This window comes from Pseudomaricurvus sp. ABR4_320 (assembly GCF_056159445.1).
Map to the genome: position 1 here is coordinate 149,112 of NZ_JBSWVF010000010.1, position 23,724 is coordinate 172,835.

Below are 23,724 nucleotides of genomic sequence, written 5' to 3' on the forward strand. Positions count from 1 at the left end.
GGCGCTGTAGGCAAATATGCGGTTGCGCTATCAGGGGGTTAATGTTGGCGATGCTGCCTACATTGAGACCGGTATTTTCCCTTCCATGATGCTCACAAAGTTAAAATAAGCGCGGTCGTTAATTTAGCTTTTACCTAAAAATAAAATAATGCCTATGCTTGATTTAGTTTGAACGTTGCTAGAATTCGCTGGATGCCATTCATTATAAAATCTAAGATAACGGCCGTTATATGAGCAAAGCCATTTGCACCCTTCTCAGTCTCAGCATCGACGGTAAGAAAGAGTTTTTGGGGATATAATTATCGGATCAGGAAGGTGCTCACCAATGGCTATCTGTTAACCGGTCTGAATAACCGGGGTGTAAAAGATATCCGGATCACCTGTGTCGATAGGTTGAAAGGGCTTCCGGAAGCCATCGACAGTATCTATCTGGATACCGAGATACAGCACTGTATCATTCACCAGATACGCAGCTCCATGAAGTACGTGGCCAACACTTTCAGCCTACTTTAAGTATCCGGATCTCGTGCAGAAGGCGATCTACACCACTAATGCCGTTGAAGCGGTTCACCGTCAATTTCGCAAGCTCACCAAAACCAAGAGTGGTTTCTCCAATGAAAACAGCTTACTGAAGTTACCCTACGCCGGTATACTCAAAGCCGCTGAGCGATGGACACATCCGATCCAGAATTGGAACCTGACACTGTCCCAACTCACAGATTCACTTCCTGGATCTGTTGGAGAAATCCATCAGCTTATGATGTTGCTGGCTGATACAGAGTTTTGAACACCCTTATCAAATTTGAATAATAGCGTTTGCTAATTCGTTTGGTGTGATTCTGGTGGATAGATAGCTATGGTAGGTAGTTTACATGGTATTTGAGGCTGCTTTTAGCACTGAAAGTTCATGATGGAAAATCCGCTTAATCCCCATTTGCTGGTTTTTTCGAACAACAAGCTCAAGCTGCGTATCGCAGTTTTATAAGATTTTGCATAAATTCGAGTGCATTTAATCTGGTGATCTTTAGGTGAATTTACGAGTTCATACGTCGGCAAATTTCGAAAAACCTGGGGAGCATGCTTGTCCCCATGATCTTAGACAACTGCAATGTACATTTTTGTAAGAGTAAAACTTGATTCTTGTGATGATATGGAGAGGCATACAACTGCAGTAGGCGGTTGTCTAAGATAGGTTAGGTGATAAAAAATGAGCCTTTTATTTATTCCCCATGATTAACATGAAAAGGCGGAATTCGCACAACGCAAAAACGAGTCAATATCCGCCCTTAGTTATTAATCGGCAAAGAACTCTATCCCATCAACGCAATGGCAGCAGGACTGCTCCGAGATCATTTTCCTCAGAAGCGTATTATTTTTCAGAAATAGGCTTCTTCCCCATACAAATAGCCTCTATAAAGTTGTATTTTGCTCTCCCATAGACCAAAATGAATCTTCATATCTCTGATCTAGTTCCAATAACAAAGCAAATAGGCTGAAAAATGGTCAAATGCCATCTATCAAGGATAATGGGTGAGAAGCGTTTAAAGGTTTCCGATGTGGCCAGGGAGACTGGTATCAATCGGGGTACCGTGACCCGGCTCTATAATGAAACAGCTACGCGTGTCGATTTCAGCGTCCTAGAAACCTTGTGCCGGTTCCTGAATTGCCAGGTCGGCGACTTGATCGAAATAATAGAATAAGGGCGGGGCTATCCATGGATGTGTTTTCCTACCGCGATGCTGTCATCGGTGATTACAAGCGATTTACCACCAGCTTCACCCAGATCAAAGCGCCAGACATTAAAGTCTTCATCGTATCCAAGTACGATGATGGCCATTACTGGCCAGCGCCCCTTATCCAACTCAATCCTTCCTTCGTGTCAGGCAAGACAGCCCAGGAATTAGTGGATGATGGTTCTTTGCATAAGGAATGCGAGCACATCTTTCGCTTTAGTCGAGACAAGGAGGGCTCCTTAGGCCACAGCATTCGTCTACACAAGCATCAAGAAGAAGCCGTTCATATTGCCCAGCGCCGAGAGAGTTATGTATTAACCACGGGTACCGGCTCTGGAAAGTCGCTCTCGTACATACTCCCAATAGTTGACGCAGTATTAAAAGCCAAAGCCAGTAACCCGAAACCCTCAATCAAGGCGATCATCATCTACCCAATGAATGCCTTGGTGAATTCGCAACTAGAAGAACTCGATAAATACCTCGAACACTACGGAGAGGGCAAACCCGTCACCTACGGTCGATATACCGGGCAGGAGTCACAGGAAGAACGCCATAGCATGTCTGCCTGTCCGCCAGACATCATTCTGACCAACTTTATGATGCTCGAATTGTTGATGACGCGTCAGGACGAACTCGATCGCACGGTCATACAAGCAGCGAAAAGTTTAGAGTTCCTCGTACTTGATGAGCTGCATACCTATCGGGGGCGACAAGGCGCTGATGTAGCCATGCTAGTCAGGCGTGTTAGGGAAGCCCTCAATCAAAACGTTCTATGCGTTGGAACGTCCGCAACAATGGCCAGTGAAGGCACTCTCGCTGCGCGAAATACTGTAGTCGCAAAGGTTGCTTCTACATTGTTTGGCGCAGAGGTTAAGGCCGAAAACATCATCACGGAAACGCTGCAACGCCAGACACCCAGCGAACAAAAGCCTGCAAAACCGTTGTTGGCAAAAGCCCTCACTCAGCCAGTACCTGCAAACCCGACCTTCAAAGAAATGCGCGAACATCCGCTTTCATCCTGGATTGAATTATCACTTGGCCTGGAAAAGGAAGAAGGACGTTGGGTTAGATCAAAACCACAGGACATCGATTGGGCGGCGGGAAAGCTCGCTCAGGATTCCGGTGTGGCAGAGGAAAAATGCAAAGATTATATTCAGCAGTTTTTGTTAACCGCTTACAACACCACCGATACATCAGGCAGACCCCTTTTCGCGTTCCGACTTCACCAATTTATTTCCGGCGCAAACAATCTCTTTTCCACGCTGGAGCCTGAAGCGAAGCGCCAGTTCGATCTTTCCGGTCAGCAGTTTTTACCAGGTGACCGTAATAAACGTTTCTACAGCCTTCATTTTTGTCGGCAGTGTGGCCAGGAATACCATCCCGTTTGGTACGAATTCGATAATGGCGAAATACTAAACCCCCGTGATATTACAGACCGAGACAACGACGAAGATGACAACCACTGGGGTTTCTACATGTTCGACCCCAAAACCAGCTTCGATGACACAGATATCCTTAAATACCCAGAACACTGGTTTGAAGAGAAAAAGGGTGAACTCAGGCTAAAAAGCAATTACAAAAAATTCAAACCGCAAGAAATGTATATTCTGCCGGATGGCAGAAAGTCACACGAAGGCACGAAAGGGTGGTTTATCCCAGGTGCGTTCCGATTCTGTTTAAGTTGCGGTGTTTCTCATTCAGCACGCGGGAAAGATTCAACCCGACTGACGTCGCTAAGCGGGGAAGGGCGCTCATCGGCGACCACGGTGCTATCCATTTCCGCATTGCGTTACATGTTAGAAAAAGATACCAGCCTAGAAGACGAGGCAAAGAAATTACTCGGTTTCACGGATAATCGTCAGGATGCCTCGCTCCAAGCAGGGCACTACAACGATTTTGTTCAAATCCTTCTACTTCGCTCCAGTTTATTGGCCGCTGTTAAAAGGTCACCCAACGGCTATCTCACCGACAGTAATCTGGCCCAAGAAGTATTTAAAACCCTCGGGTTTGATATTGACGGTTCTGATTACCTGACCGCTCCAGATGCAAAAGGCCCAGGGCGTCGTAAGGCTGAAGAGGCTGCTCGTAACCTGTTGGCTTATCGCTTGTACTATGACTTGCGTCGAGGTTGGCGTTTCAACAACCCAAACCTGGAACAGTTAGACCTCCTTGAAATTGATTATGAAGGGTTGGAAGACCTCTGTAGCGATCAAGCCCAGTGGTCAAATCTTCCTTTCCCTGAGTTGGCTCTCGTATCGGTGGAAGCCCGCTACCGTGTTTTAAAAGCGCTTCTCGATACCATGCGCCGTGGGCTTTGTATTAAAAGTCGTTTCTTGGATACCTATCAACAAGAGCAATTCAAATCACAAAGTTTTCAATACTTGAAAGAACCCTGGGCTTTCAGTGAGGAAGAGAATCTTCAGCCCGGATGCCTTTTATTACTGACAAGTAAACCCAAAAACAATAAAGACAACTTCAACTTTGTCACAGCGTCGAGTAGATCCATCATTGGGCAGCAGTTAAAGCGTTCCAAATATTGGCAGGAAGATTTCGAGTTACTACCACAAATCAAAGACGCGAATTACCCAGATCTAATCCAAAGCTTAATGACCGTGCTCCAGTCTTATGGATTGGTAGAGAAAGTTGAATACGATAAAAACATCGAAGGTTATCAGTTGCTGGGGGAATTCCTGCAATGGAAACCGGCGGACATTCAAAACGAACCTGATCCCAACGATCAATACCGATCCGAGAACAAATACTTCCAAACCCTCTATCAGACCATTGCCGAGTTGCTCAATACAGGCAATCGAACCCTGTTCGACTTGGAAGCCCGAGAACACACGGCGCAGGTAGACATCGAAAAGCGTGAGGAGCGTGAGAAACTGTTTCGCAAAGCAGAGCTAAAAACCTTGTTCTGTTCCCCAACAATGGAATTGGGTGTCGATATTGCGTCGCTAAACACCGTTTATATGCGCAACGTCCCGCCAACGCCTGCGAACTATGCTCAGCGATCCGGGCGAGCAGGGCGTTCGGGTCAGCCTGCATTGGTACTAACCTATTGTGCTGCACTAAGCCCTCATGATCAGTATTTCTTCGCTGATCCAGTGCGAATGGTGCATGGCCATGTGAGCCCGCCTACCCTGGATCTTGCCAATGAAGATCTCGTCACCAGTCATTTGCATGCACTCTGGTTAACCGAAACGCGCAAAGCGTTGCCCAAAGCCATCAATGGTATGTTGGACATGAACTCACCAGAAAAAATGCCGCTTCTGGATGAGTTTCGGACACAAATGGACGATGCGAAAGTTTTAGAACGAACAGCTGCACGCGGCATCAATCTATTGAATATGCTGGTGACGGATCTTCCTGTTGCTCAGGGTATATGGTTAAGCTCAGAACTTCCGCTCGATGAAGCGGTTAGAAAATGGTTAGAGGAGCGGGTAAAGCAATCCTATACCAGTTTTCATAAAGCCTTTGATCGTTGGCGTGATCTGTATTCATCAACCAATGAACAACTGCAAAAGGCCCATGCTGTTATTTCCAACCCGGCAGCAGCCGAACGCGATAGAAAGGCAGCGGACAAACGCTATAGCGAAGCCAAGACCCAACTGGCACTGCTGCTAGATGCACACAGTGAAGTCAGTTCCGATTTTTCCACCTATCGATATCTAGCCAGCCAGGGATTCTTACCAGGGTATAACTTCCCCAGGTTGCCATTGTTGGCGTTTATTCAGGGGCGCAGAGGCAATATTGGCAGAGACAGCTTCTTGGCCCGCCCACGTTTTCTTGCCATATCCGAATTCGGCCCGCTGAGTCTTATTTATCACGAAGGCTCACAGTACCGCGTAAAGAAAATCATGCTGGGGGTGCGAGGTGATCAGGAAGTTGGAGAGCTGGGATTAGCCAAGCAGGAGGCTATATTATGCCCCGGTTGCGGTTATGGCCATTTTCGCGAGCAACTCGATAACGAATTATGTGTCGCTTGCGATACACCGCTGGAAGGGGGCAAGCGAATTGCCAATCTCTATCGCATCGAAAACGTCAGCACCCAGCGCGTGCTCCGAATCACCTGCGATGAAGAAGAACGTCAACGCCAGGGTTACGACATGCAAACCACCATTCAGTTTGCATCCATGGATAATCGGCTGCGCGTGGTCAACACCGAAGTAAAAGATGCCAGCGGTGAAAAAATTCTTCACCTTCAATACGCACCCGCATCCACCGTGTGGCGTATCAATCTCGGTTGGAAACGACGCAAAGAAGAATCCATCTACGGCTTCAATATCGATACCGTCACCGGCTTTTGGAGTAAAGACGATCAAGCCCCACCGGATGAAAACGACGAAGCATCCAAAGACGAAAAGCACATAGAACGCATAACGCCTTTTGTTGAAGACAGGCGCAACGTTCTCATTATCCGCCCAGAAGAAGAGTTAGACGAACAACTCCTCACCAGCCTTCAATACGCACTGAAGCGGGGAATCGAAGCCGAATTCCAAATCGAAGAATCGGAGTTGATGGCGGAGCCCCTGCCTAACCGAAACGAACGCAAAGCCATTCTGTTCTACGAATCTGCAGAAGGAGGCGCGGGCGTGCTAACGCGATTGGTAACCGACAGCGACGCGCTATCCCGAGTAGCAAAACGCGCATTATCCATCTGCCATTTCGAACCCGACGAAAAGGGTGAATATGTCGATGTGGAACCCAACTGTGAAGCCGGATGCTATCGCTGCTTATTAAGTTATTACAATCAACCCGAACACGAGCTGATCGATAGAAAGGATGCCAAAGGCGAACTTAAATCGACGCTAATAAAATTAATCGACGCCACCATTAGCTCTGGCAGTGAAGGCAAATCGCCCGAAGAACAGCTCACGCACCTTGAGCAATTATCTAACTCCAGTCTTGAAAAAGCCTTTCTCGATTACCTTAAACAACAAGGGCACCATTTACCTGACGATGCCCAGGTAGTGATCGAACAATTCAATACTCGGCCGGATTATGTCTATCGCAGCCATCAAGCGGTGATCTACATCGATGGCCCACATCACGAAAACCCAAACCAACAAAAAATCGATGCGGATACATCAAGGCGATTACAAAGCGCAGGGCTAACCGTTATTCGATTTTCAAAACAACAAAATAGCTGGGCAGCCATTATTGCCCAATACCCCGATATTTTTGGAGCAGGCAACGAATGAGTTCAGCAGCTGCGACCTTTAACCCCGGATCAATCGTGCGTGCGCGTGGCCGGGAATGGGTAGTGTTACCCCAAAGCGAAACCCATGTTTTGTACTTACGCCCTTTAGGGGGCGGTGAAGAATTGCCCACAGTATTAGCGCCAGCCCTGGAAAGAGAGCCAGTTGAACCAGCTAGCTTTCCACCACCAAAGCCAGAACATTCCGGCACCCAAATGGCAGGGTTGTTATTGCGCGATGCCTTAATGCTAAAACTAAGAGCCGGAGCTGGCCCTTTCCGTAGCTTTGGCAATATCGCTATTGAGCCAAGAGCCTATCAGCTAGTGCCCTTGATGATGGCGTTAAAACAGCAAACCATCCGCTTGCTGATAGCCGACGACGTAGGTATCGGCAAAACCATCGAAGCAGGCCTAATTGCCCGTGAAATGCTAGACCGAGGTGAAATCCAGCGCCTCACCGTGTTATGCCCACCACACCTCTGCGAGCAGTGGCAACAGGAACTCAGTAATCGTTTTCATATCCATCCAGAAATAGTGCGCTCCAGCACAGCAGCAAAACTGGAAAGGGGATTACCGGCCGGAACCTCTATATTTACCGAATACCCCTTCACCGTTGTTTCCCTCGACTACATCAAAAGCAAAAACCGCCGCGATGCGTTTGCAGAACAATGCCCGGATTTTGTTATCGTTGATGAAGCGCATACCTGTTCACGTACTGGCCAGGGTCGCCAACAGCGTTACGAACTACTACGGGATTTATCGAACGATGAAAACCGCCATATAGTCTTGCTCACCGCAACCCCTCACAGTGGTGACGAAGAAGCGTTCTACAACCTGTTAGCACTGCTGGATAAAGCCTTTGCCGATTTAAAAGCCGATACCCGCGCCGATCACCCATTGCGAATCAAACTGGCCGATCATTTTGTGCAGCGTCGCAGGCAAGACATTAAAGAGTGGCAAGAAGGTAATCTATTCCCCGATCGGTTCTCCGCCGAAGCCACCTACCGTTTAACGGGAGATTGGAACGCCATCTTTCAGGACGTTATGGAATACGCCCGCGAGCTGGTGGAACGAGAAGCTGAGGGCACCTTCAAAGCCCGAATGAACTGGTGGGCAGCATTAGCACTATTAAGATGTATCTCCTCTTCACCACAAGCCGCTATTCGAGCGCTGAACACCCGCTTGGATAATGTGCTGGGAGTCGATGCAGATAACGAGTTGAGCGAAGAAGAAAAGTTGAAGACCATGGAGGCCCAAGGTTTCAGCAGCGTGCTCGACGGTGCAGACGATGATTTGAGCCTTGACGATATTGAGCCCGGTGCTGCCCAACAGGAAGACGTTAATCGTCTGCAAGGTTTGATCGAACGCACCCGCAGCTTAAAGTCCAGTGGCGACCCCAAACTAAAAACGCTGGTTAATAACCTCAAGCCCATTGTCGAAGAGGGCTATCATCCAGTCATTTTTTGCCGCTACATCGCCACAGCAGAATACCTGGCCGAAGAGCTGGCAAAAAAGTTTAAAGACCATCACGTTATTTATGTAACGGGTAACTTTAATCCCACCGAACGCCAAGAACGAATCGCAGAACTCAAAGAATCCGATAAACCATCCATCTTGGTTGCCACCGATTGCCTTTCCGAAGGTATCAACCTTCAAGATCAATTTACCGCCGTGATCCACTACGACCTAAGTTGGAACCCGACCCGACATGAGCAGCGAGAAGGCCGTGTGGATCGCTTTGGTCAAGAGGCAGCAACCGTAAAAACCCTAATGCTGTATGGTGATGACAACCCCATCGACGGTGCAGTACTACAAGTCATCATTCGCAAAGCAGAAAGCATTCGTAAAGCACTGGGTGTCGCCGTTCCAGCACCCGAAAACGAAGCCCGCTATATGCAAGCCATTCTCAATACCGTGTTACTGCGCAAAGACGGGCAACTAGGAAGCAAAGGCACTCTAGATCTTTTTGCAGAAGACGATGATCTCAAGAGCCTCGATGCTGAGTGGGAATCAGCCCGCGAAAAAGCCAAACAAAGCCGAACCATCTTCGCTCAAAACCGACTCAAGCCCGAAGCCATAATGCCAGAGTGGGAAAAGGCATTTGCCGTGCTGGGAGACAAACAAGATGTAGAGCGATTCGTAAAAACCGCCTGCGAGCGACTCGGTGCCCCGCTCAACCAACAAAAAAGTGGCGTCTATCGGATACCGCTACAACACCTGCCATTGCAGCTTAAAGAGCGTTTGGAAGTCTCGGGGCTGATGAAAATTCAGCATATCGATTTCAAATACCCCACCAGTGCCCCCGCAGAATTCATCAACCGAACCCATCCCTTGGTGAGTCACATTGCAGACTACCTATCTGAACTTGCAATGGAAGGCCAGGAAACCAGTAAAGTCGCACGAGCAGGAGCGATTTTCACCAAAGCCATTCAAACCAAAACCACCATTTATCTATTACGGCTACGCTCACGACTCACCATTAAACGTACCCAAGCCAAGCAACAATTCAGCTCCGAACTGTTGGCCGAGGAGGCCTTAGCTATGGCGGTTGATGCCAACGGCGAACAACAGCTCCTCACCAAGGCAGACGTAGTGCAACTGATGCAGGCTCCGCCCAGTAAAAACATGGCGCCAGAAGCCCGTACCCGTGAGCTAAACCAAGCCATCCAATACATCGATAAGTTGCAAACTGATTTTAGTCAATTGGCTGAAGAGCGAGCAAACGAAGTGCTCCGGGACCATCGCCGCACCCGTGAAGCTGCCGATGCCCGTGGTAGTTACAGTGTGCAACCGCAGTTACCGGTGGATGTGATGGGTGTGTATGTCTTAGTGCCAGATGCTGGCCTGTTGTAAAAGAAGGAAATAATCCAGCTATGGCTAAGAATACCGATCAAGCCTTTGAATCCATCCGCATAGTAGGTGGTTTTTTAGGAAGCAAAGTGCTGCAAGATGCCCGTGCCTACAAGCTACCGGGCCAAAGCAAAGCCGATTACGCTATTGAGCCAGGTTTAAGCTTTAACGAAGAAATGGGCCGCTACTGGCGTATTGCACAAGGGCGTTGGAAGGAATATCAGCAACATATCGAGCGGCAGGATATCAGCAGCCACACGTTGGCGCAGCAGGAATGGCTGCTCCCGCTTTTAACGAGAGTGTTTGGCTATGATGTCGAGCCCAGCCAGAACAAAGTCATCGGTGAACGGGAATTTCCCATCACGCATTTTGCGCACAACGGCGAGGTGCCACTGGTGCTCTGTGGCGCAGATTTTGATTTAGATAAAGGCGATGTCCTATTCGGACAAGAAGGCAGAAAGCGTTCCCCAATGGGGTTGGCGCAAGAATACCTTAACGCTGAAAACAATTGCCTTTGGGCGATTATCAGTAATGGACGCTACCTGCGTTTGTTACGTGATAACCCTGCGATGACTCGCCCGGCATATTTGGAAGTAGACTTCAGCCTATTGTTTGAGGAAGACAACTACGCTGACTTCGCAATGCTTTGGTTGTTACTACAGGCTTCACGTCTAGAACCAATAAACCAGCAAATTGAACAGTGTTGGTTAGAACAATGGCGAAATGTAGGGCTGGAGGAAGGCGAAAGAATTCTCAAGGATCTTTGGAAGCCTGTAAAAGAGTCGTTACGCCAATTAGGAACTGGGTTTGTTGCACACGCAAATAATCAGTCGTTGCGTGACAAGCTCAGCAAGGAAGAACTCACCACAGAAGATTACTTTCAACAAGTGCTACGGTTGGTGTACCGCTTTTTGTTTCTGCTCACTGCAGAAGATCGTAACGTGGCATTGTTTCCTAAAGATCACCAAGGCAATGATTACGCCGCTGCTAGAAAACTCTACGAACAAGGTTATTCGGTTTCACTACTTCGAGAAAGGTCGCGATTTAACCGTCATCGTGATAGCCATAGCGACGCTTGGCAGCAACTACAAATTACCTTTAACGGTTTTGCAAAAGGGCAACCACTGCTGGCTCAACCCGCGTTAGGTGGCTTGTTTGCTAAAGATCAGTGCACTGATCTTGACTGTGCTGAGATTGAGAACAGATTTATTTACAGCGCGTTATTTAATCTTAGTTATTTTCAACAGGGGCATTCGCTATCACGTATCAATTACCGTGATATGGATACAGAAGAGTTTGGCTCTGTTTATGAATCCCTACTTGAATTGACTCCTCAACTGAGCACCGAAGATAAATGGCAATTCAGTTTTATGGGGGATGCTGATGACGAAGAATCAGCAGCCGGCCACAGTCGCAAACTTACTGGTTCCTATTACACGCCCGATTCTCTGGTACAGGAGTTGATTAAATCAGCACTTGATCCAGTAATTGCTGATCGTTTGCAAGCCAATCCACAACAACCTCGTGAGGCGATTCTCTCGGTTACTGTTTGCGATCCGGCTTGTGGTTCAGGGCATTTTTTGTTGGCAGCGGCACGGCGACTAGCTTCGAGGTTGGCTGCAATTGACGCTGGCACCGATCAACCCACTGAAGATCACTATCGGCATGCCATGCATGATGTGGTACGTCACTGTATTTACGGCGTCGACCTTAACCCACTAGCGGTTGAACTCTGTAAAACTGGCTTGTGGTTGGAATCTGTTGAACCAGGCAAGCCTTTAAGCTTTTTGGATTCTCATATCCAAAATGGTAACTCGCTGCTAGGAATTACCAAACTGGATCAGATAACAATGGGTATCCCGAAAGATGCATTCAAGGCATTATCGGGTGACGACAAACAGCTGTGTAAAAAATTATCCAAAGCCAATTCGGATTATTTGAAAGCGATAAAGAAAGAACTAGAGAGCCCAGAAATGTCGTTGTCTTTTGAATCAAGTTCTACGCTCGACGAGCTGAAGCTACTGGAAAACTTACCTGAAGAAACAGTAGAACAAATTCAAGCCAAGGAGCAAGCATTTCAAGAATATTTGGAGCACCGTCACAGTAGCCGTTTGCAACAAGCGATGGATTTATATCTGGGTGCATTTCTGATTCCAAAAGACAACACCATTCCAGAGTCAGAAATCCCCGACAGCCAGAATCTGTATCTGGCTTTATATACATATCAAACGCCTGAGCAACTTAGCAGTGCTTCCCAGCAAGTCAAAATTCAGCGGGCTTATGACCTTTGTAATGAATTTAAAGTATTTAACTGGCCACTTGCCTTCGCGCAGATATTGAGTGGCCCCTCCAAGGGATTCGATTGTATTTTGGGTAATCCGCCTTGGGAGCGAATCAAACTACAGGAGGAGGAGTTTTTCTCTTCTCGTTCGACGGATATTACTGATGCAAAAAACAAGGCGGAGCGTACACAGAGAATTGACTGGTTGTCGCAAGGCCTACTTACCAAACACCTATATCCAGATATTGTTACTAGCGGTAAGCCCAGCAGTTCGGAAAAGCGGCTTTATCGAGAGTTTATTACCAACAAACGCGTAGCTGAAGCGCTCAGTGTGTTTGCGCATGTAAAAGGAAATGATGGCGGACGATACCCGCTGACCGGCGTAGGTGACGTTAACACCTATGCCTTGTTTTCTGAAACCATTCGCCAAGTCTTGTCGCCAAACGGGCGAGCGGGTTTTATTGTTCCTTCGGGATTGGCAACCGACAACTCAACCAAAGACTTTTTTGGTGAGCTGATTTCTCATCAATCGCTACACAGTTTTTTTGAGTTTGAGAATGAGGGGTTCTTTAAAGGGGCGGGTAAAGGACACATGCTCCGCTTTGCGCTGACTACGATTGTTGGTTCAGGGTTGTCGGCACCTGAAGCTGACTTTATGTTCCAAGGCAAGAATATCAGCGATCTTCAAGATCCTGAGCGGGTCTTCTCTCTCAGTGCAGAGGATATCGAACGGGTAAATCCCAATACCTTGACGTGCCCTATTTTTCAGTCTCGTTATGATGCAGAGTTAACCAAAAAGATTTATCAGCGTGTACCTGTGTTGATTCGAGAAGCCAGGGGTAAGCAGGCGGAGCAGAATTCTTGGGGTATTTCATTTATGCGTATGTTTGATATGGCGAATGATAGTCACTTATTTAAGACCTATCAGGATTTGGTAGATGAAGGGTTTCAGTTAGATGGGAATGTTTTCAAGCGGGATAGTGAAGAGTATGTACCTCTGTATGAGGCAAAGATGGTCTATATCTACAATCACCGACATGGGGACTTCTCGAATACAAATGGACAACGTGCGCACATCTTACCCAAGATTGATTCTGATAAATTATCAAATCCAAAATATAAGGCGATTCCATATTATTGGGTTGATCAGAAAAATGTGTCTCTAGTTTTGCAGGGGAAATCTTGGCGTTACAACTGGCTCATTGGTTGGCGCGATGTCACTGATGCTCGAGCTAGTGCACGTTCTTTAATCGCATCAATTATTCCAAAGTCTGCAGTTAACGATAAATTTTTGTTAATGCTGCCAGATTCCGAACCAAGGCACTCAATTGTTTTATTTGCCAGTTTATGCTCTCTTGTGTGTGACTATGTGGCAAGGCAAAAAATTGGGGGTTTGGCGTTAAAATACTTCACTATGAAGCAGTTACCTGTATTACCAGAAAGTTATTATTCAGAAGATGATGTCGACTTCATTTGCTCGAGAGCAATAAAGCTGATTTATACATCTGAGGACCTAGCTGATCTGGCTAGAGACGTCGGTGTTGATCATGCTCCTTTTGGATTTGAGTTAAATTCACGTGCGGTAATTCAGGCTGAACTAGATGCTTACTTTGCTATGTTATACGGTCTCAATCGTGAAGAGCTTCAATTTATATTGAACCCCGAGAACGTGAAACAGGGCTACCCATCAGAAACTTTTGCCGTTTTAAAAAGAAATGAAGAAAAGGAATTCGGTGAATACCGTACACAACGTTTAGTACTACAAGCTTGGGATAAATTAGAAAGAGGGGAGCTTAAATAATGCTAACCCACTTAAAACTGGATAACTTTAAAATCTGGCGTAGTACCGGTGCTATGAGGGTAGCGCCACTAACGCTTTTGTTGGGTACCAATTCATCGGGTAAGTCGAGTCTGATCCAAAGCCTATTGTTAATCCGGCAGACGGTGAAAGCCACAGATCCAAATATAGATCTAAATTTAGGAAATCCCGATGAAGGCGACTCAGTAACTTTAGGTCAATTTAAAGATGTTTTATGTCGGCACGGTATGGGAAGTCCTAGTAACCCAGCCAATCAGATCGGCATTGAATTTCATTGGCATGATCCAGACCCAGACATAGGTGCCGCCTTGTTTTCTGCGCGATATCGCAAAGGCAATGCGGGTAGCGCGGAGTTGGATTATCTCCGTATGGGCATAGGAAAACTAGGATATCTGGTTCAGCGAAGAAAACCCGGTATTTATCGTTTACAACTGTTAGAACAAAGTAAGCCAATTGGTCAAAGCGAAGAATATCGACCACAGCGTTCTTTTGTATTTTCATCGGCCACCTTGAATAAATTAGGAGCGGTAGCAGAGCAAATTGCGCCAATTGGCCCTGCGTTATTGGATGAGTTGAGCAAAATTATTTATCTAGGCCCGGTACGAAAGTTGGCGCAACGCGATTACATCTGGGCAGGTCGAATGCCGTCACATATTGGTGACGATGGTTCAAAAGCGATTGATGCTTTAATTGGCAGCGGCGTTGCCTTTCAGAAGGCTCGCAAAAAAAATCAACCAGCCCCCCCTGAAAGCGAGCTTTTTGAACAGGCTATTGTCTGGCTTAAAGCAATGGATCTCGCCGATGGCCTTGCAGTCAAATCCCTGGGTAATTCGGCGCGCTACGAGTTATTGATCGAAAATCACGGTGAACAATCCAATATCAAGGATGTCGGGGTAGGTGTTTCTCAAGTGCTACCAGTGATCGTCGCGGCTCTGTATGCAGAACCTGGTCATATCGTGATTATCGAAGAACCTGAAAGCCACCTTCACCCACTCGCCCAATCAGTTCTGGCCAACCTCTTGGCCCAAGTGAGCAAAGACAGGAAAGTACAATTTATTGTTGAAACGCATTCTGAGCACCTGTTTCGCCGAATGCAAACTTTAATCGCGGGTAAAAAGTTAGAACAAAATCATGTAGCAATGTACTTTGTTGAAGCACAGGCTGGTAAAGCCAATCTTAGAACTCTTGAGGTCGATAATTTTGGCAGAGTACTTAATTGGCCTGAAGGCTTCTTCGGTGATGCACTCGGCGAGACTCGGGACCAAGCTAGGATGATGTTGGAGCGAATGAAGGAAATAAAAGGACAATGAAGGACCGCTATGTAGTTGATACCAATGTGCTAATAGCGGCTAGTGCTGCGGATCCGGTTAATCCATCAGATATAGACGCTACACCGGATGATCCAGATATTAGGCGTCAAGTTTACAACTGGCTGACTGAGTTTTCTTCGAGCCAATCAAGATTGGTATTGGATTATGAAGGAAAAATCCAAGAAGAGTACAACAATAAGCTGAGATATCAGGATTATGGTATTCAGGTTCTGATAGATAAATGGAGTACTGTGGCTGTAGATTTAGTCTCTGTCTCTTATGATGGTGACGGGCACGGTGTTCTTGAGGAACCATTGAATACAGTAATTCATGACAATGCGGACAAAAAGATGGTTGCTGCCTCTATTCAAGCGCAATCTGATTATGGTTCCAGCTGCATCGCGTTCGCAGGGGATACCGATTGGCATGAATGGGAAATGTCATTAGCTGAAGCTAGCTTGGAGATTGAACCGATTATTGAGGCATGGTCACGAGCTAAATTTGAGGAAAAGTCCAGATGAGATCATCTGACAAAAATGATTTTTTCCGTTTTCCTCACACGCCACACATTACCTGGCTAGGTGAGGGTAGTCCTCGGGATGACAAGGTGCTTTCTCGACAGGAGGTAGATGATTTTTTGATTGGTGAAGTGCTGGTAGAAGAAAAACTCGATGGTGCCAATTTAGGGATTTCTCTCAATGCAGAAGGTGAGCTTCAGGCACAAAACCGGGGGCAATATTTAATCGAACCCTACACTGGGCAGTTCTCACGATTAATGAGTTGGCTGGGCCAACATCGATACCAACTGCTCGATCACTTGCAACCTGACTGGATTCTTTTCGGTGAATGGTGCGCGGCAAAGCATTCTTTAGATTATCAGTCACTCCCTGATTGGTTTGTGTTGTTTGACGTATATGACCGCCAGCAGCAAAAGTTCTGGAGTAATACACGCAGGGATGATCTTGCCAGGAAGCTAGGATTACAGGTAGTACCCGATCTTTATCAAGGAAAGATAACGCTAAAACAATTAATCGAACTTTTAAATAGTAGCAAAAGTCGCTATCGCAAAGGTGCCCCTGAAGGAGTCGTTATTAGAAAACATAGCCAAGATTGGTGTGAAGCTCGAGCAAAACTGGTTCGGGCGGAATTCACCCAAGCAATTGACGATCACTGGCGTAGCCGTTCCATTGAGTGGAACAGAGTGAGTTCAAGCTAATGGCTAATCAATCAGCTTACTTGATCACTTTCAAAATGACATTGCGAGTCGCGAGAATTGGTGAAAATCCAATCCGAGAGACACTGTCTCCCGAATTGATCGTACGCAGCGAACGAGTATTTTTATTGAGAGAGGGAGGGCGCGAGTAAACCCCATGGCCTATCAACCACCCTACACAATTACTTCAAGAATATTGTCATTAGTAGCCAGCATCAGTGAGCACGTAGGCCGTTTGTCGGCTATCCAGCAGGCGTCCGAACTCAAACTGCGCCGAGCCAATCGCATCCGTACTATTCAAGGATCACTCGCCATTGAAGGCAATACCCTAAGTGAAGAACAGATAACGGCGATTCTGGAAGGTAAGCGGGTTATCGCTCCACCCAAAGAAGTCCTGGAAGTACGCAACGCCATTAAGGCCTATGAAAAGTTTGAGCAATGGCATCCCACCAATGAAAATGATTTATTGGAAGCTCACCTTACCTTAATGCAGGGCTTGATCGATGAAGTGGGTCGCTATCGCACTGGTGGTGTGGGTGTGATGTCTGGCGGGACGGTGATTCATATGGCTCCAGGCGCTGATCGAGTATCAGGGTTGATGGCAGATTTGTTTGCATGGTTGGCGAAATCCGACGCACCGGCTTTAGTCAGTAGCTGCGTGTTTCACTATGAGTTCGAGTTTATTCACCCCTTCGCTGATGGTAATGGCCGTATGGGGCGCCTTTGGCAAACCCTCATACTTAGCCGCTGGAATCCGGTATTTGCCAATATTCCGGTGGAAAGCCTCGTTTACCAACATCAGCAGCGTTATTACCAGGCATTGCAGGCAAGTACCGATCAAACCGACAGCGCCGTTTTTATTGAGTTTATGCTGGAAATGATTTTGGAAGCGATTGAATCGGCTTTGAATATTTCTGGTAGTGAAAGCGACCAAGTAACCGACCAAGTAACCGACCAAGTAGCTCGCCTGATCGTGGCTATCGGCAGCAAGACCTTGGGGGCAGGGGACATTATGGCTGCTTTGGATTTGTCCCATAAGCCGAGCTTTCGTGAGCACTATTTGAATCCGGCACTGGATCAAGGTTGGATTGAGCGTACTCAGCCAGAATCGCCCCGAAGTCCAACGCAAAAATATCGGTTAACTGCTGAGGGTAAAGCCTTACTGGGTGAGCTGAAATAGGGAAAACCATAGATGGCAAAACTGATTCCCCCAATTCAAGTCGAGGACATTCCAGTTAAGTCCGAACGAGACGTTGCACGCTCGTTGGTGGATCGGTTGCCAAATGATTGCACCGTATATCATAGCTATCCCTGGCTTCGGCTGGAGCGCCATGAATTCAATCCAAACAATCAGATTTTGCAGGAAGGGGAAGCTGACTTCTTGATCATCTGGCCAGATCGGGGGGTGCTGGTATTGGAAGTGAAGGGTGGCACCATTCAATTCGATGATCACGAGATGCAGTGGTATTCGAAGGACTACTACGGGCGTACTCACAAAATTAAAGATCCGTTCAAGCAGGCTTCCAAAAACTTACATGCCATCGAAGGCATAATTAAGAAGAAGGCTTTTTCCAACCAACCGCTGCCGTTTGCCTATGGTTATGCAGTGTGCTTTCCGGATTTGGTTTACAAAGGTGGTATGGCACCGGGTAGTGATCCGAATATTGTGATCGACCTTTCTGATTTTCTCACCTCTACCAGTTTTTCCGATGCGGTAGCCAATGCCCTGAATAAATGGAATCGCTTGGGCAAAGCCAATCCCATTAGTAAAGACATCAAGCAACTGATCGAGCGAGCCATTTCGCCAGAATTTAAGTTGGTGGCTTTAATGAGCCGACAGATCGCTAATCAGGAGGAGCAACTGGTTAGGCTGACGGATGAGCAATACCGGGTGCTGGATTTTTGTCGTCACAACAAGCGGGTTGCCATCGAAGGTGTTGCGGGTTCTGGTAAAACGCTGTTGGCGCTTTCCCAGGCTCGGTATTATGCAGAGCAAGGCCGATCAACTCTGTTGTTATGTTTCAATAAGCACTTGGCGCGTTGGATGCGCGAATCGATCCCTGAACAATACGGTGAACTGATTAAGGTTTACCATTTTCATGGCCTGGTTGCGGAATTGTGTTCCCGCAGTGGTCAGCCTTTTAATCCCTCCAGTAATAAGAATTTTTGGTCGGCTGAAGCGGCAGAGTTGCTTTCCAATGCGTTGGCGGTGTTGCCCGATTTTCGCTTTGATGCGGTCGTGGTGGATGAGGCACAGGATTTTGTTGAAGACTGGTGGCTGGTGCTGGATGAGCTAAATAGTGAGGGAGAGAAAGGCGATCTGTTCGTTTTCTACGATCCGCGCCAGGTTCTGTTTCAGCCTCGAGAATGTATTCCCGAGATGAGCTTTGGCGGTCACTTACCAACGAATTGCCGCAATACGTGCGAGATCTCCTCCACCTGCGCCGGGATTATTGATGAAGAGATTAAAACTCACCCGATGGCTCCGCAGGGTGAAAAAGTAGAAACCATCACTAACCCTAGTGCGTTAATGTTGGGGCAAAGTGTTGAAGCTCGCTTAAAAGATCTTTTGCTTAATCAAGGGCTGGAGCCAAATCAAATTGCTGTGCTTTCGCCTTACAGGCAACCAGAGCCCCTCAAGAAACTCTCCAGAATTAATAAATTACCGCTTGCGGATGATTTGGATGCTTGGAGAGCAGGGCAGTGTATTTTATCGACCACTATTCGAAGCTTTAAGGGTTTAGAAGCTGACGTGGTCTTTTTATTGTTAAAGGAAAGCCCGATGTCAGGCTCTGTTTTTACAACAGCTGACTATTATGTGGCTTGTTCGCGAGCTAAGCATCTTTTGCTCGTCTATTCGCAACAGGATATTTAGATCCAACAGGATGCTGAGAGCACAACATGGCAAGATTCTGCGGGGAAAAAGAAACTGCATCCAAGTTTAATGCAGCTGAGAATTGGAAGGACAAGTGTCTGCTGGCCAATGGATCGATATTTTCTGAAGACGCCGTTTGGAGTGTTGAGAATATCAGTGCACTCAACCAATATTTTGTGAATAACTTGGACTTTGGTCAAGGTGACTTTTTTACTAAGTTAGAGTCACAGATCGCACCTACAGCACCGGAGGTAAAGCAGCTTACGGCTGAGATGATGTGGGTGATGATGCTTTGCCCGAGCAATATCGGTCTAGATAAAAAGCAAGAATTAGTAACTCGGATCTGGGGGTGGTCAGGAAAACCATTTCAACCCAGTGATGATTTATTCGATGATGAGGTGTTATCGGGTATTGGAAGCGCCGGTACCAGTTACAACACCAATCGTTGGCGGGAGTTGGTTTATTTTGTCAATTTCGCTCAACAATTTTGTGCATTGCCTCTGGCTGAGCGTGAAAAGCTACTGGGCGATGGTTGGGTATTTGCTGAATGGTTGCAGAGCATTCCTGAGAATGAGTCCCGCCAGCTTCGACATATGCTGTTGTTTTTGCTGTTTCCCGATAGCTTCGAACGCATATTTGGTGGCACTGATCGACGCGAGATTGTGGCTACCTTCTTAGGAAAACAAAAGGCAGCAGTCCGCAAGCTGTTAGCTTTGGAGATTGACAGGGAGCTAGCTGCTATTCGTCAAAAACAGGAAGCGGATTACGGTACCGATCAAATTGATTTTTATGTGCCCCCTGTGAGAGAGCAGTGGCGAGATACGCAAAGCAAACAGTGGTTATTTACATGGAATCCTGATCAGTGGGAATGGTCAGATTTCGGGGGCGCAATCCATCAAGTATTAAAGGGAAACACTTTTCGAACCCGCTGGAGTTGCAGTAACAGCCACGTACAACCCGGTGACAGAGCATGGCTGATACGTTTGGGGGTTCCACCTAAAGGGATTATTGCTACGGGCAATATTGTTACCGAACCCTATGAAGAAAAGCACTGGAATGCTGGAAAGGCTGCTGCTGGAGAAACCAGTCTCTATGTGGATATGGAACTTAGCCAAATTGTTGATCCGTTTAAGGATCAGTTTGTCACATTGGACGACCTTAATGCTATCAGGATCGACAATCAAAATTGGGCGCCGCAGCAGTCTGGAATTGAAATCAAGAAGCGTAGCGCGGGATTGCTAGAAAAATTTTGGGCGCAAGTTACTAAGAAAACCGATAACGTTGCGAATATTGCTAAGGCATTGTCTGTTTCTGAGCCCCTTAACGTAATCCTTTACGGCCCGCCTGGCACAGGAAAAACCTACGAGCTTAATAGTCTTTTAGAAAAATACACCACACCTTCAAATGTTGTATCTAGAGAGCAGTGGTTAGCGCAGGCACTGCAAAGTGTTCGTTGGTTCGATGTTGTGGTGATGACGTTGTATGCGTTAGGTGGTAAAGCAAAAACGGGTGAGATTGAACGGCACGAATTCATTCAACAAAAAGCCAAAGCCATCGGGCGAACCAAGCATGTTCGAGCGCAGATTTGGGCTACTCTACAAACTCACACCATAGCGACTTCTGAAACCGTTAATTATTCAAAGCGTCAGTCTCCTTATGTTTTTGATAAATCCACTGACAGTACCTGGTCCTTTGTTGGTGATTGGAAGGATGCTTGTGAAGAGCAGATTAGCCAAGCCGATGCCCTAAAAGCTGGTCCGCCGGATTATCATGGCCAGGCTCGTTATGAATTCGTTACCTTTCATCAAGCTTACAGTTATGAAGACTTTGTGGAGGGCATGCGACCAATCGAAGATGAAGATTCCGGTGAAGTGGTTTATCGGGTTATACCAGGTGTATTTCGACGCTTATGCCAATTGGCGAAAAATGATCCATCCCATCGTTATGCTTTATTCATTGATGAAATTAATCGAGGCAATATTTCAAAGATATTTGGCGAGCTGATCACGCTAGTGGAAAAAGACAAGCGCACAGAATTCGATAAGGATGGCAAAATTGTTAATGGGAAAGACGGTATTTTTCTTACTCTGCCATATTCCGGAGATCGCTTTACCGTGCCAAAAAATTTAGATATTTACGGCACCATGAATACGGCGGATCGCTCCATTGCATTGCTGGATACTGCATTAAGGCGCCGATTTACCTTCAAAGAGTTAATGCCAAATTCCAGCATCATTTCTGGTTCCCGTGGCGATGGCTATATCGAAGATGGCCAGGGTGGAGTTATAAATCTTCGTGCCATGCTTGATGCAATGAACCTGCGTATTCGTTTTCTGCTTAACCGGGATATGATGTTGGGGCATGCTTATCTCTACAAGGTAAAGGATTTCAGCGGGCTCAAGGAAGTATTGCTCAATCAGCTAGTGCCCTTACTACAAGAGTATTTCTACGATGACTGGCACAGGATTCAATTAGTGGTCAGAGATGTAGGATCCGGAGGTAAAAAGCTGGAGCCGCAAATTATTGAGCATTCAACCATGAGTGACGTCGAAGTGCTCGGTTTTGATCACGATGACTTTGAAGATTTTGTTGAGTACCGTGTTGCAAAGACTGCGGATATCACACCAGAAAGCATTCGCAAGATTTACGAAGATCCCAACATCGAAGGTTAGGTTGGGATTTTTATGGCTGAAGTCCTATGCATCATTGAGCATGAATCATTACTCATCGTTGATGAGCGTAAGACTGGAGATCGGTCTATTGAAGCGAAACATGCTCAGGCGCTTTCAAATCTAAATACTATTCCTGGTAACGCCTACAGTTGGGGGCACCGTTGCGTAAAGTGGTCGCAATATTGCGGGCTGGTGAATCTGGGGGATTTGACATTAGAGATACTGCCCAAGATCCATGGTAAGGAATCAAACCCTGGTGCCTGTAGAGAAGCATTGGTTCGTATGCTCAGAAAGGCCGGACTGTTCAAAATACACAAGCCTGGTAGTGCTAGTATTAACTTTCAGAAACATACATTGCTGGATATTTTTATTCACGATTTCTGCCAGCAACTCAATAGGCAATTAGTACAAGGCGCTTTGCGGCAATATGTTTCTCGTGATGAAAATTTAGCTGTGTTGAAAGGGAAATTACTCAGCCATATGCAGTTTCGGCACAACCTGGCACATAAAGAGCGTCTTTTTTGTCAATATGATGAGTTAAGTGAAGATATTCTCATCAACCAAATTATCAAATATACCTTGAGGCTACTGCTACCAAAAACACGGTCAACCCGCATCAAGAACGATATTATTCAGTTGTTGTATGCTTTTGATGAAGTTGCTGATCGGCAAGTTAGTTCAAAAGAGGTGGATCAGCTTTATCTAAATCGCAGTGAAAATCGGTTTGAAGAAATTATTCGCCTGTGCTCAATATTTATTCAAGCTCTTAATCCAGGTGCCGGTGCTGGAGGTCTAAAATCATTTTCTTTGATGTTTGATATGAACCAGTTGTTTGAATCCTGGGTGGCTGCCACGTTGAAACCACTAGGGTTTAAATATGGTTGGAGATTGAAAGAGCAGGGGCCGAAACGATTTATGGCGTATAGACACGATATCGATCGGCCTGTATTCCAAATGCGACCTGATATCAGTTTTATCGATCAGTCTGGCAAAACCATGCTAATTGTTGATACAAAATGGAAGTTATTAGCGCCAGAAGAAGCAAAATTAGGAATCTCTCAAGCTGATATGTATCAGATGCAGGCTTATGGAAATCGATACGGTGTACGTTTGCTGTGCTTGGTATATCCAAAACAATCTGGGTGCGAGGGTAAATATATTCTGTCTATAAACGGCGATACGCCCAGCAGTATATCCGTTAATAGTATTCTAATTGAGTCCAATCAAGACAAAAGCTTTATTAGTGGATTAGAAAGTTTTATTCGTGGCGTTTAAGGACGCATCTCTTGCAGACATTTAAACTTTCTGCGAATCTCCATCTTGTTGCTATGGTTCACGATATTGTTGGGTTAAACGTGGACCCTTCAGCCCGTGCGTTCGTGTTTTGTGTCGATAAAAAGAGTCATATTCAAGCCTTAACTCGAGCCCAGCTGGCATTGCCATCATTGTTTAGGCGTGTAGAGACACAGATACGTGTCTTTATTCGTCAGTGGCAACGAGACTTTTTGCTGCGCTGGATGTTGCAGCCGTAGAGGTTATCGGCGGCCACATTAACGTCATAGGGCCAAAGAATTTTTGAGCTTCCTGCGAGAGATGGATCTAGAAGTACTAAAAGTGCTGGATACTCACTTGAATATAGATATCTAGGTAAGCATAAGACTGAAAAACTAAGAGCCTGGCTTGCTGCTCGTCCGCGTTACCATGCTCACTATACTCTTACATTGGCGACTTAGATGAATCCAGTGGAGAGGTTCTTTGTATTGATTTCTCA

Annotated in this window: 12 protein-coding genes and 1 pseudogene; all 13 read left to right on the top strand. The window is 46.4% G+C overall.

Annotation, left to right across the window (positions count from 1 at the left end):
• Positions 1–188: 188 nt before the first annotated feature.
• Positions 189–761 (top strand): annotated as a pseudogene (locus ACXAFR_RS19220) (transposase); the annotation flags it as partial.
• 738 nt (positions 762–1,499) lie between these two features.
• The gene (locus ACXAFR_RS19225) at positions 1,500–1,700 is read left to right on the top strand and encodes a helix-turn-helix domain-containing protein (RefSeq protein ID WP_475179760.1); all 201 of its coding nucleotides are present in this window, start codon (positions 1,500–1,502) and stop codon (positions 1,698–1,700) included.
• Positions 1,701–1,714: 14 nt separating this feature from the next.
• A complete protein-coding gene (locus tag ACXAFR_RS19230) occupies positions 1,715–6,937 on the top strand; it encodes a DEAD/DEAH box helicase (protein ID WP_475179763.1) in 5,223 nt (1,740 codons plus the stop codon).
• Positions 6,934–9,786, top strand: a complete 2,853-nt coding sequence (locus ACXAFR_RS19235; protein ID WP_475179764.1) for a helicase-related protein — start codon at positions 6,934–6,936, stop codon at positions 9,784–9,786. The genes ACXAFR_RS19230 and ACXAFR_RS19235 overlap by 4 nt, the downstream gene beginning before the upstream one ends.
• Positions 9,787–9,806: 20 nt before the next feature.
• The gene (locus ACXAFR_RS19240) at positions 9,807–13,865 is read left to right on the top strand and encodes an Eco57I restriction-modification methylase domain-containing protein (protein WP_475179766.1); all 4,059 of its coding nucleotides are present in this window, start codon (positions 9,807–9,809) and stop codon (positions 13,863–13,865) included.
• Positions 13,865–15,193, top strand: coding sequence for a DUF3696 domain-containing protein (locus ACXAFR_RS19245; protein ID WP_475179769.1), 1,329 nt, complete (start codon positions 13,865–13,867; stop codon positions 15,191–15,193). The genes ACXAFR_RS19240 and ACXAFR_RS19245 overlap by 1 nt, the downstream gene beginning before the upstream one ends.
• Positions 15,190–15,714 (top strand): hypothetical protein, encoded by a 525-nt coding sequence (locus tag ACXAFR_RS19250; RefSeq protein WP_475179771.1) that lies wholly within the window; start codon positions 15,190–15,192, stop codon positions 15,712–15,714. Before ACXAFR_RS19245 ends, ACXAFR_RS19250 begins: the two co-directional genes overlap by 4 nt.
• A complete protein-coding gene (locus ACXAFR_RS19255) occupies positions 15,711–16,409 on the top strand; it encodes an RNA ligase family protein (protein ID WP_475179773.1) in 699 nt (232 codons plus the stop codon). Before ACXAFR_RS19250 ends, ACXAFR_RS19255 begins: the two co-directional genes overlap by 4 nt.
• Before the next feature lie 154 nt (positions 16,410–16,563).
• On the top strand, positions 16,564–17,586 hold the full coding sequence (locus tag ACXAFR_RS19260; protein ID WP_475179775.1) for a Fic family protein: 1,023 nt from the start codon (positions 16,564–16,566) through the stop codon (positions 17,584–17,586).
• Between the two features lie 12 nt (positions 17,587–17,598).
• Positions 17,599–19,281: an NERD domain-containing protein gene (locus tag ACXAFR_RS19265; protein WP_475179776.1), complete on the top strand. Its 1,683-nt coding sequence runs from the start codon at positions 17,599–17,601 to the stop codon at positions 19,279–19,281.
• A gap of 26 nt (positions 19,282–19,307) precedes the next feature.
• Positions 19,308–21,953 (top strand): AAA family ATPase, encoded by a 2,646-nt coding sequence (locus ACXAFR_RS19270; RefSeq protein WP_475179778.1) that lies wholly within the window; start codon positions 19,308–19,310, stop codon positions 21,951–21,953.
• A 12-nt stretch (positions 21,954–21,965) separates the two neighbouring features.
• Positions 21,966–23,228 carry an McrC family protein gene (locus ACXAFR_RS19275; RefSeq protein ID WP_475179780.1) on the top strand — a complete coding sequence of 421 codons (1,263 nt, stop codon included), beginning with the start codon at positions 21,966–21,968 and terminating at the stop codon, positions 23,226–23,228.
• 11 nt (positions 23,229–23,239) lie between these two features.
• Positions 23,240–23,485: a hypothetical protein gene (locus ACXAFR_RS19280; protein WP_475179781.1), complete on the top strand. Its 246-nt coding sequence runs from the start codon at positions 23,240–23,242 to the stop codon at positions 23,483–23,485.
• Positions 23,486–23,724 lie beyond the last annotated feature (239 nt).

What these genes read in the sequence shown, in the direction of transcription:
- ACXAFR_RS19245 (WP_475179769.1), top strand. Translation starts at nt 13,865, where the DNA reads ATGCTAACCCACTTAAAACTGGATAACTTTAAAATCTGGCGTAGTACC.
- ACXAFR_RS19265 (WP_475179776.1), top strand. Translation starts at nt 17,599, where the DNA reads ATGGCAAAACTGATTCCCCCAATTCAAGTCGAGGACATTCCAGTTAAG.
- ACXAFR_RS19275 (WP_475179780.1), top strand. Translation starts at nt 21,966, where the DNA reads ATGGCTGAAGTCCTATGCATCATTGAGCATGAATCATTACTCATCGTT.
- ACXAFR_RS19255 (WP_475179773.1), top strand. Translation starts at nt 15,711, where the DNA reads ATGAGATCATCTGACAAAAATGATTTTTTCCGTTTTCCTCACACGCCA.
- ACXAFR_RS19270 (WP_475179778.1), top strand. Translation starts at nt 19,308, where the DNA reads ATGGCAAGATTCTGCGGGGAAAAAGAAACTGCATCCAAGTTTAATGCA.
- ACXAFR_RS19225 (WP_475179760.1), top strand. Translation starts at nt 1,500, where the DNA reads ATGGTCAAATGCCATCTATCAAGGATAATGGGTGAGAAGCGTTTAAAG.
- ACXAFR_RS19230 (WP_475179763.1), top strand. Translation starts at nt 1,715, where the DNA reads ATGGATGTGTTTTCCTACCGCGATGCTGTCATCGGTGATTACAAGCGA.
- ACXAFR_RS19235 (WP_475179764.1), top strand. Translation starts at nt 6,934, where the DNA reads ATGAGTTCAGCAGCTGCGACCTTTAACCCCGGATCAATCGTGCGTGCG.
- ACXAFR_RS19260 (WP_475179775.1), top strand. Translation starts at nt 16,564, where the DNA reads ATGGCCTATCAACCACCCTACACAATTACTTCAAGAATATTGTCATTA.
- ACXAFR_RS19250 (WP_475179771.1), top strand. Translation starts at nt 15,190, where the DNA reads ATGAAGGACCGCTATGTAGTTGATACCAATGTGCTAATAGCGGCTAGT.
- ACXAFR_RS19240 (WP_475179766.1), top strand. Translation starts at nt 9,807, where the DNA reads ATGGCTAAGAATACCGATCAAGCCTTTGAATCCATCCGCATAGTAGGT.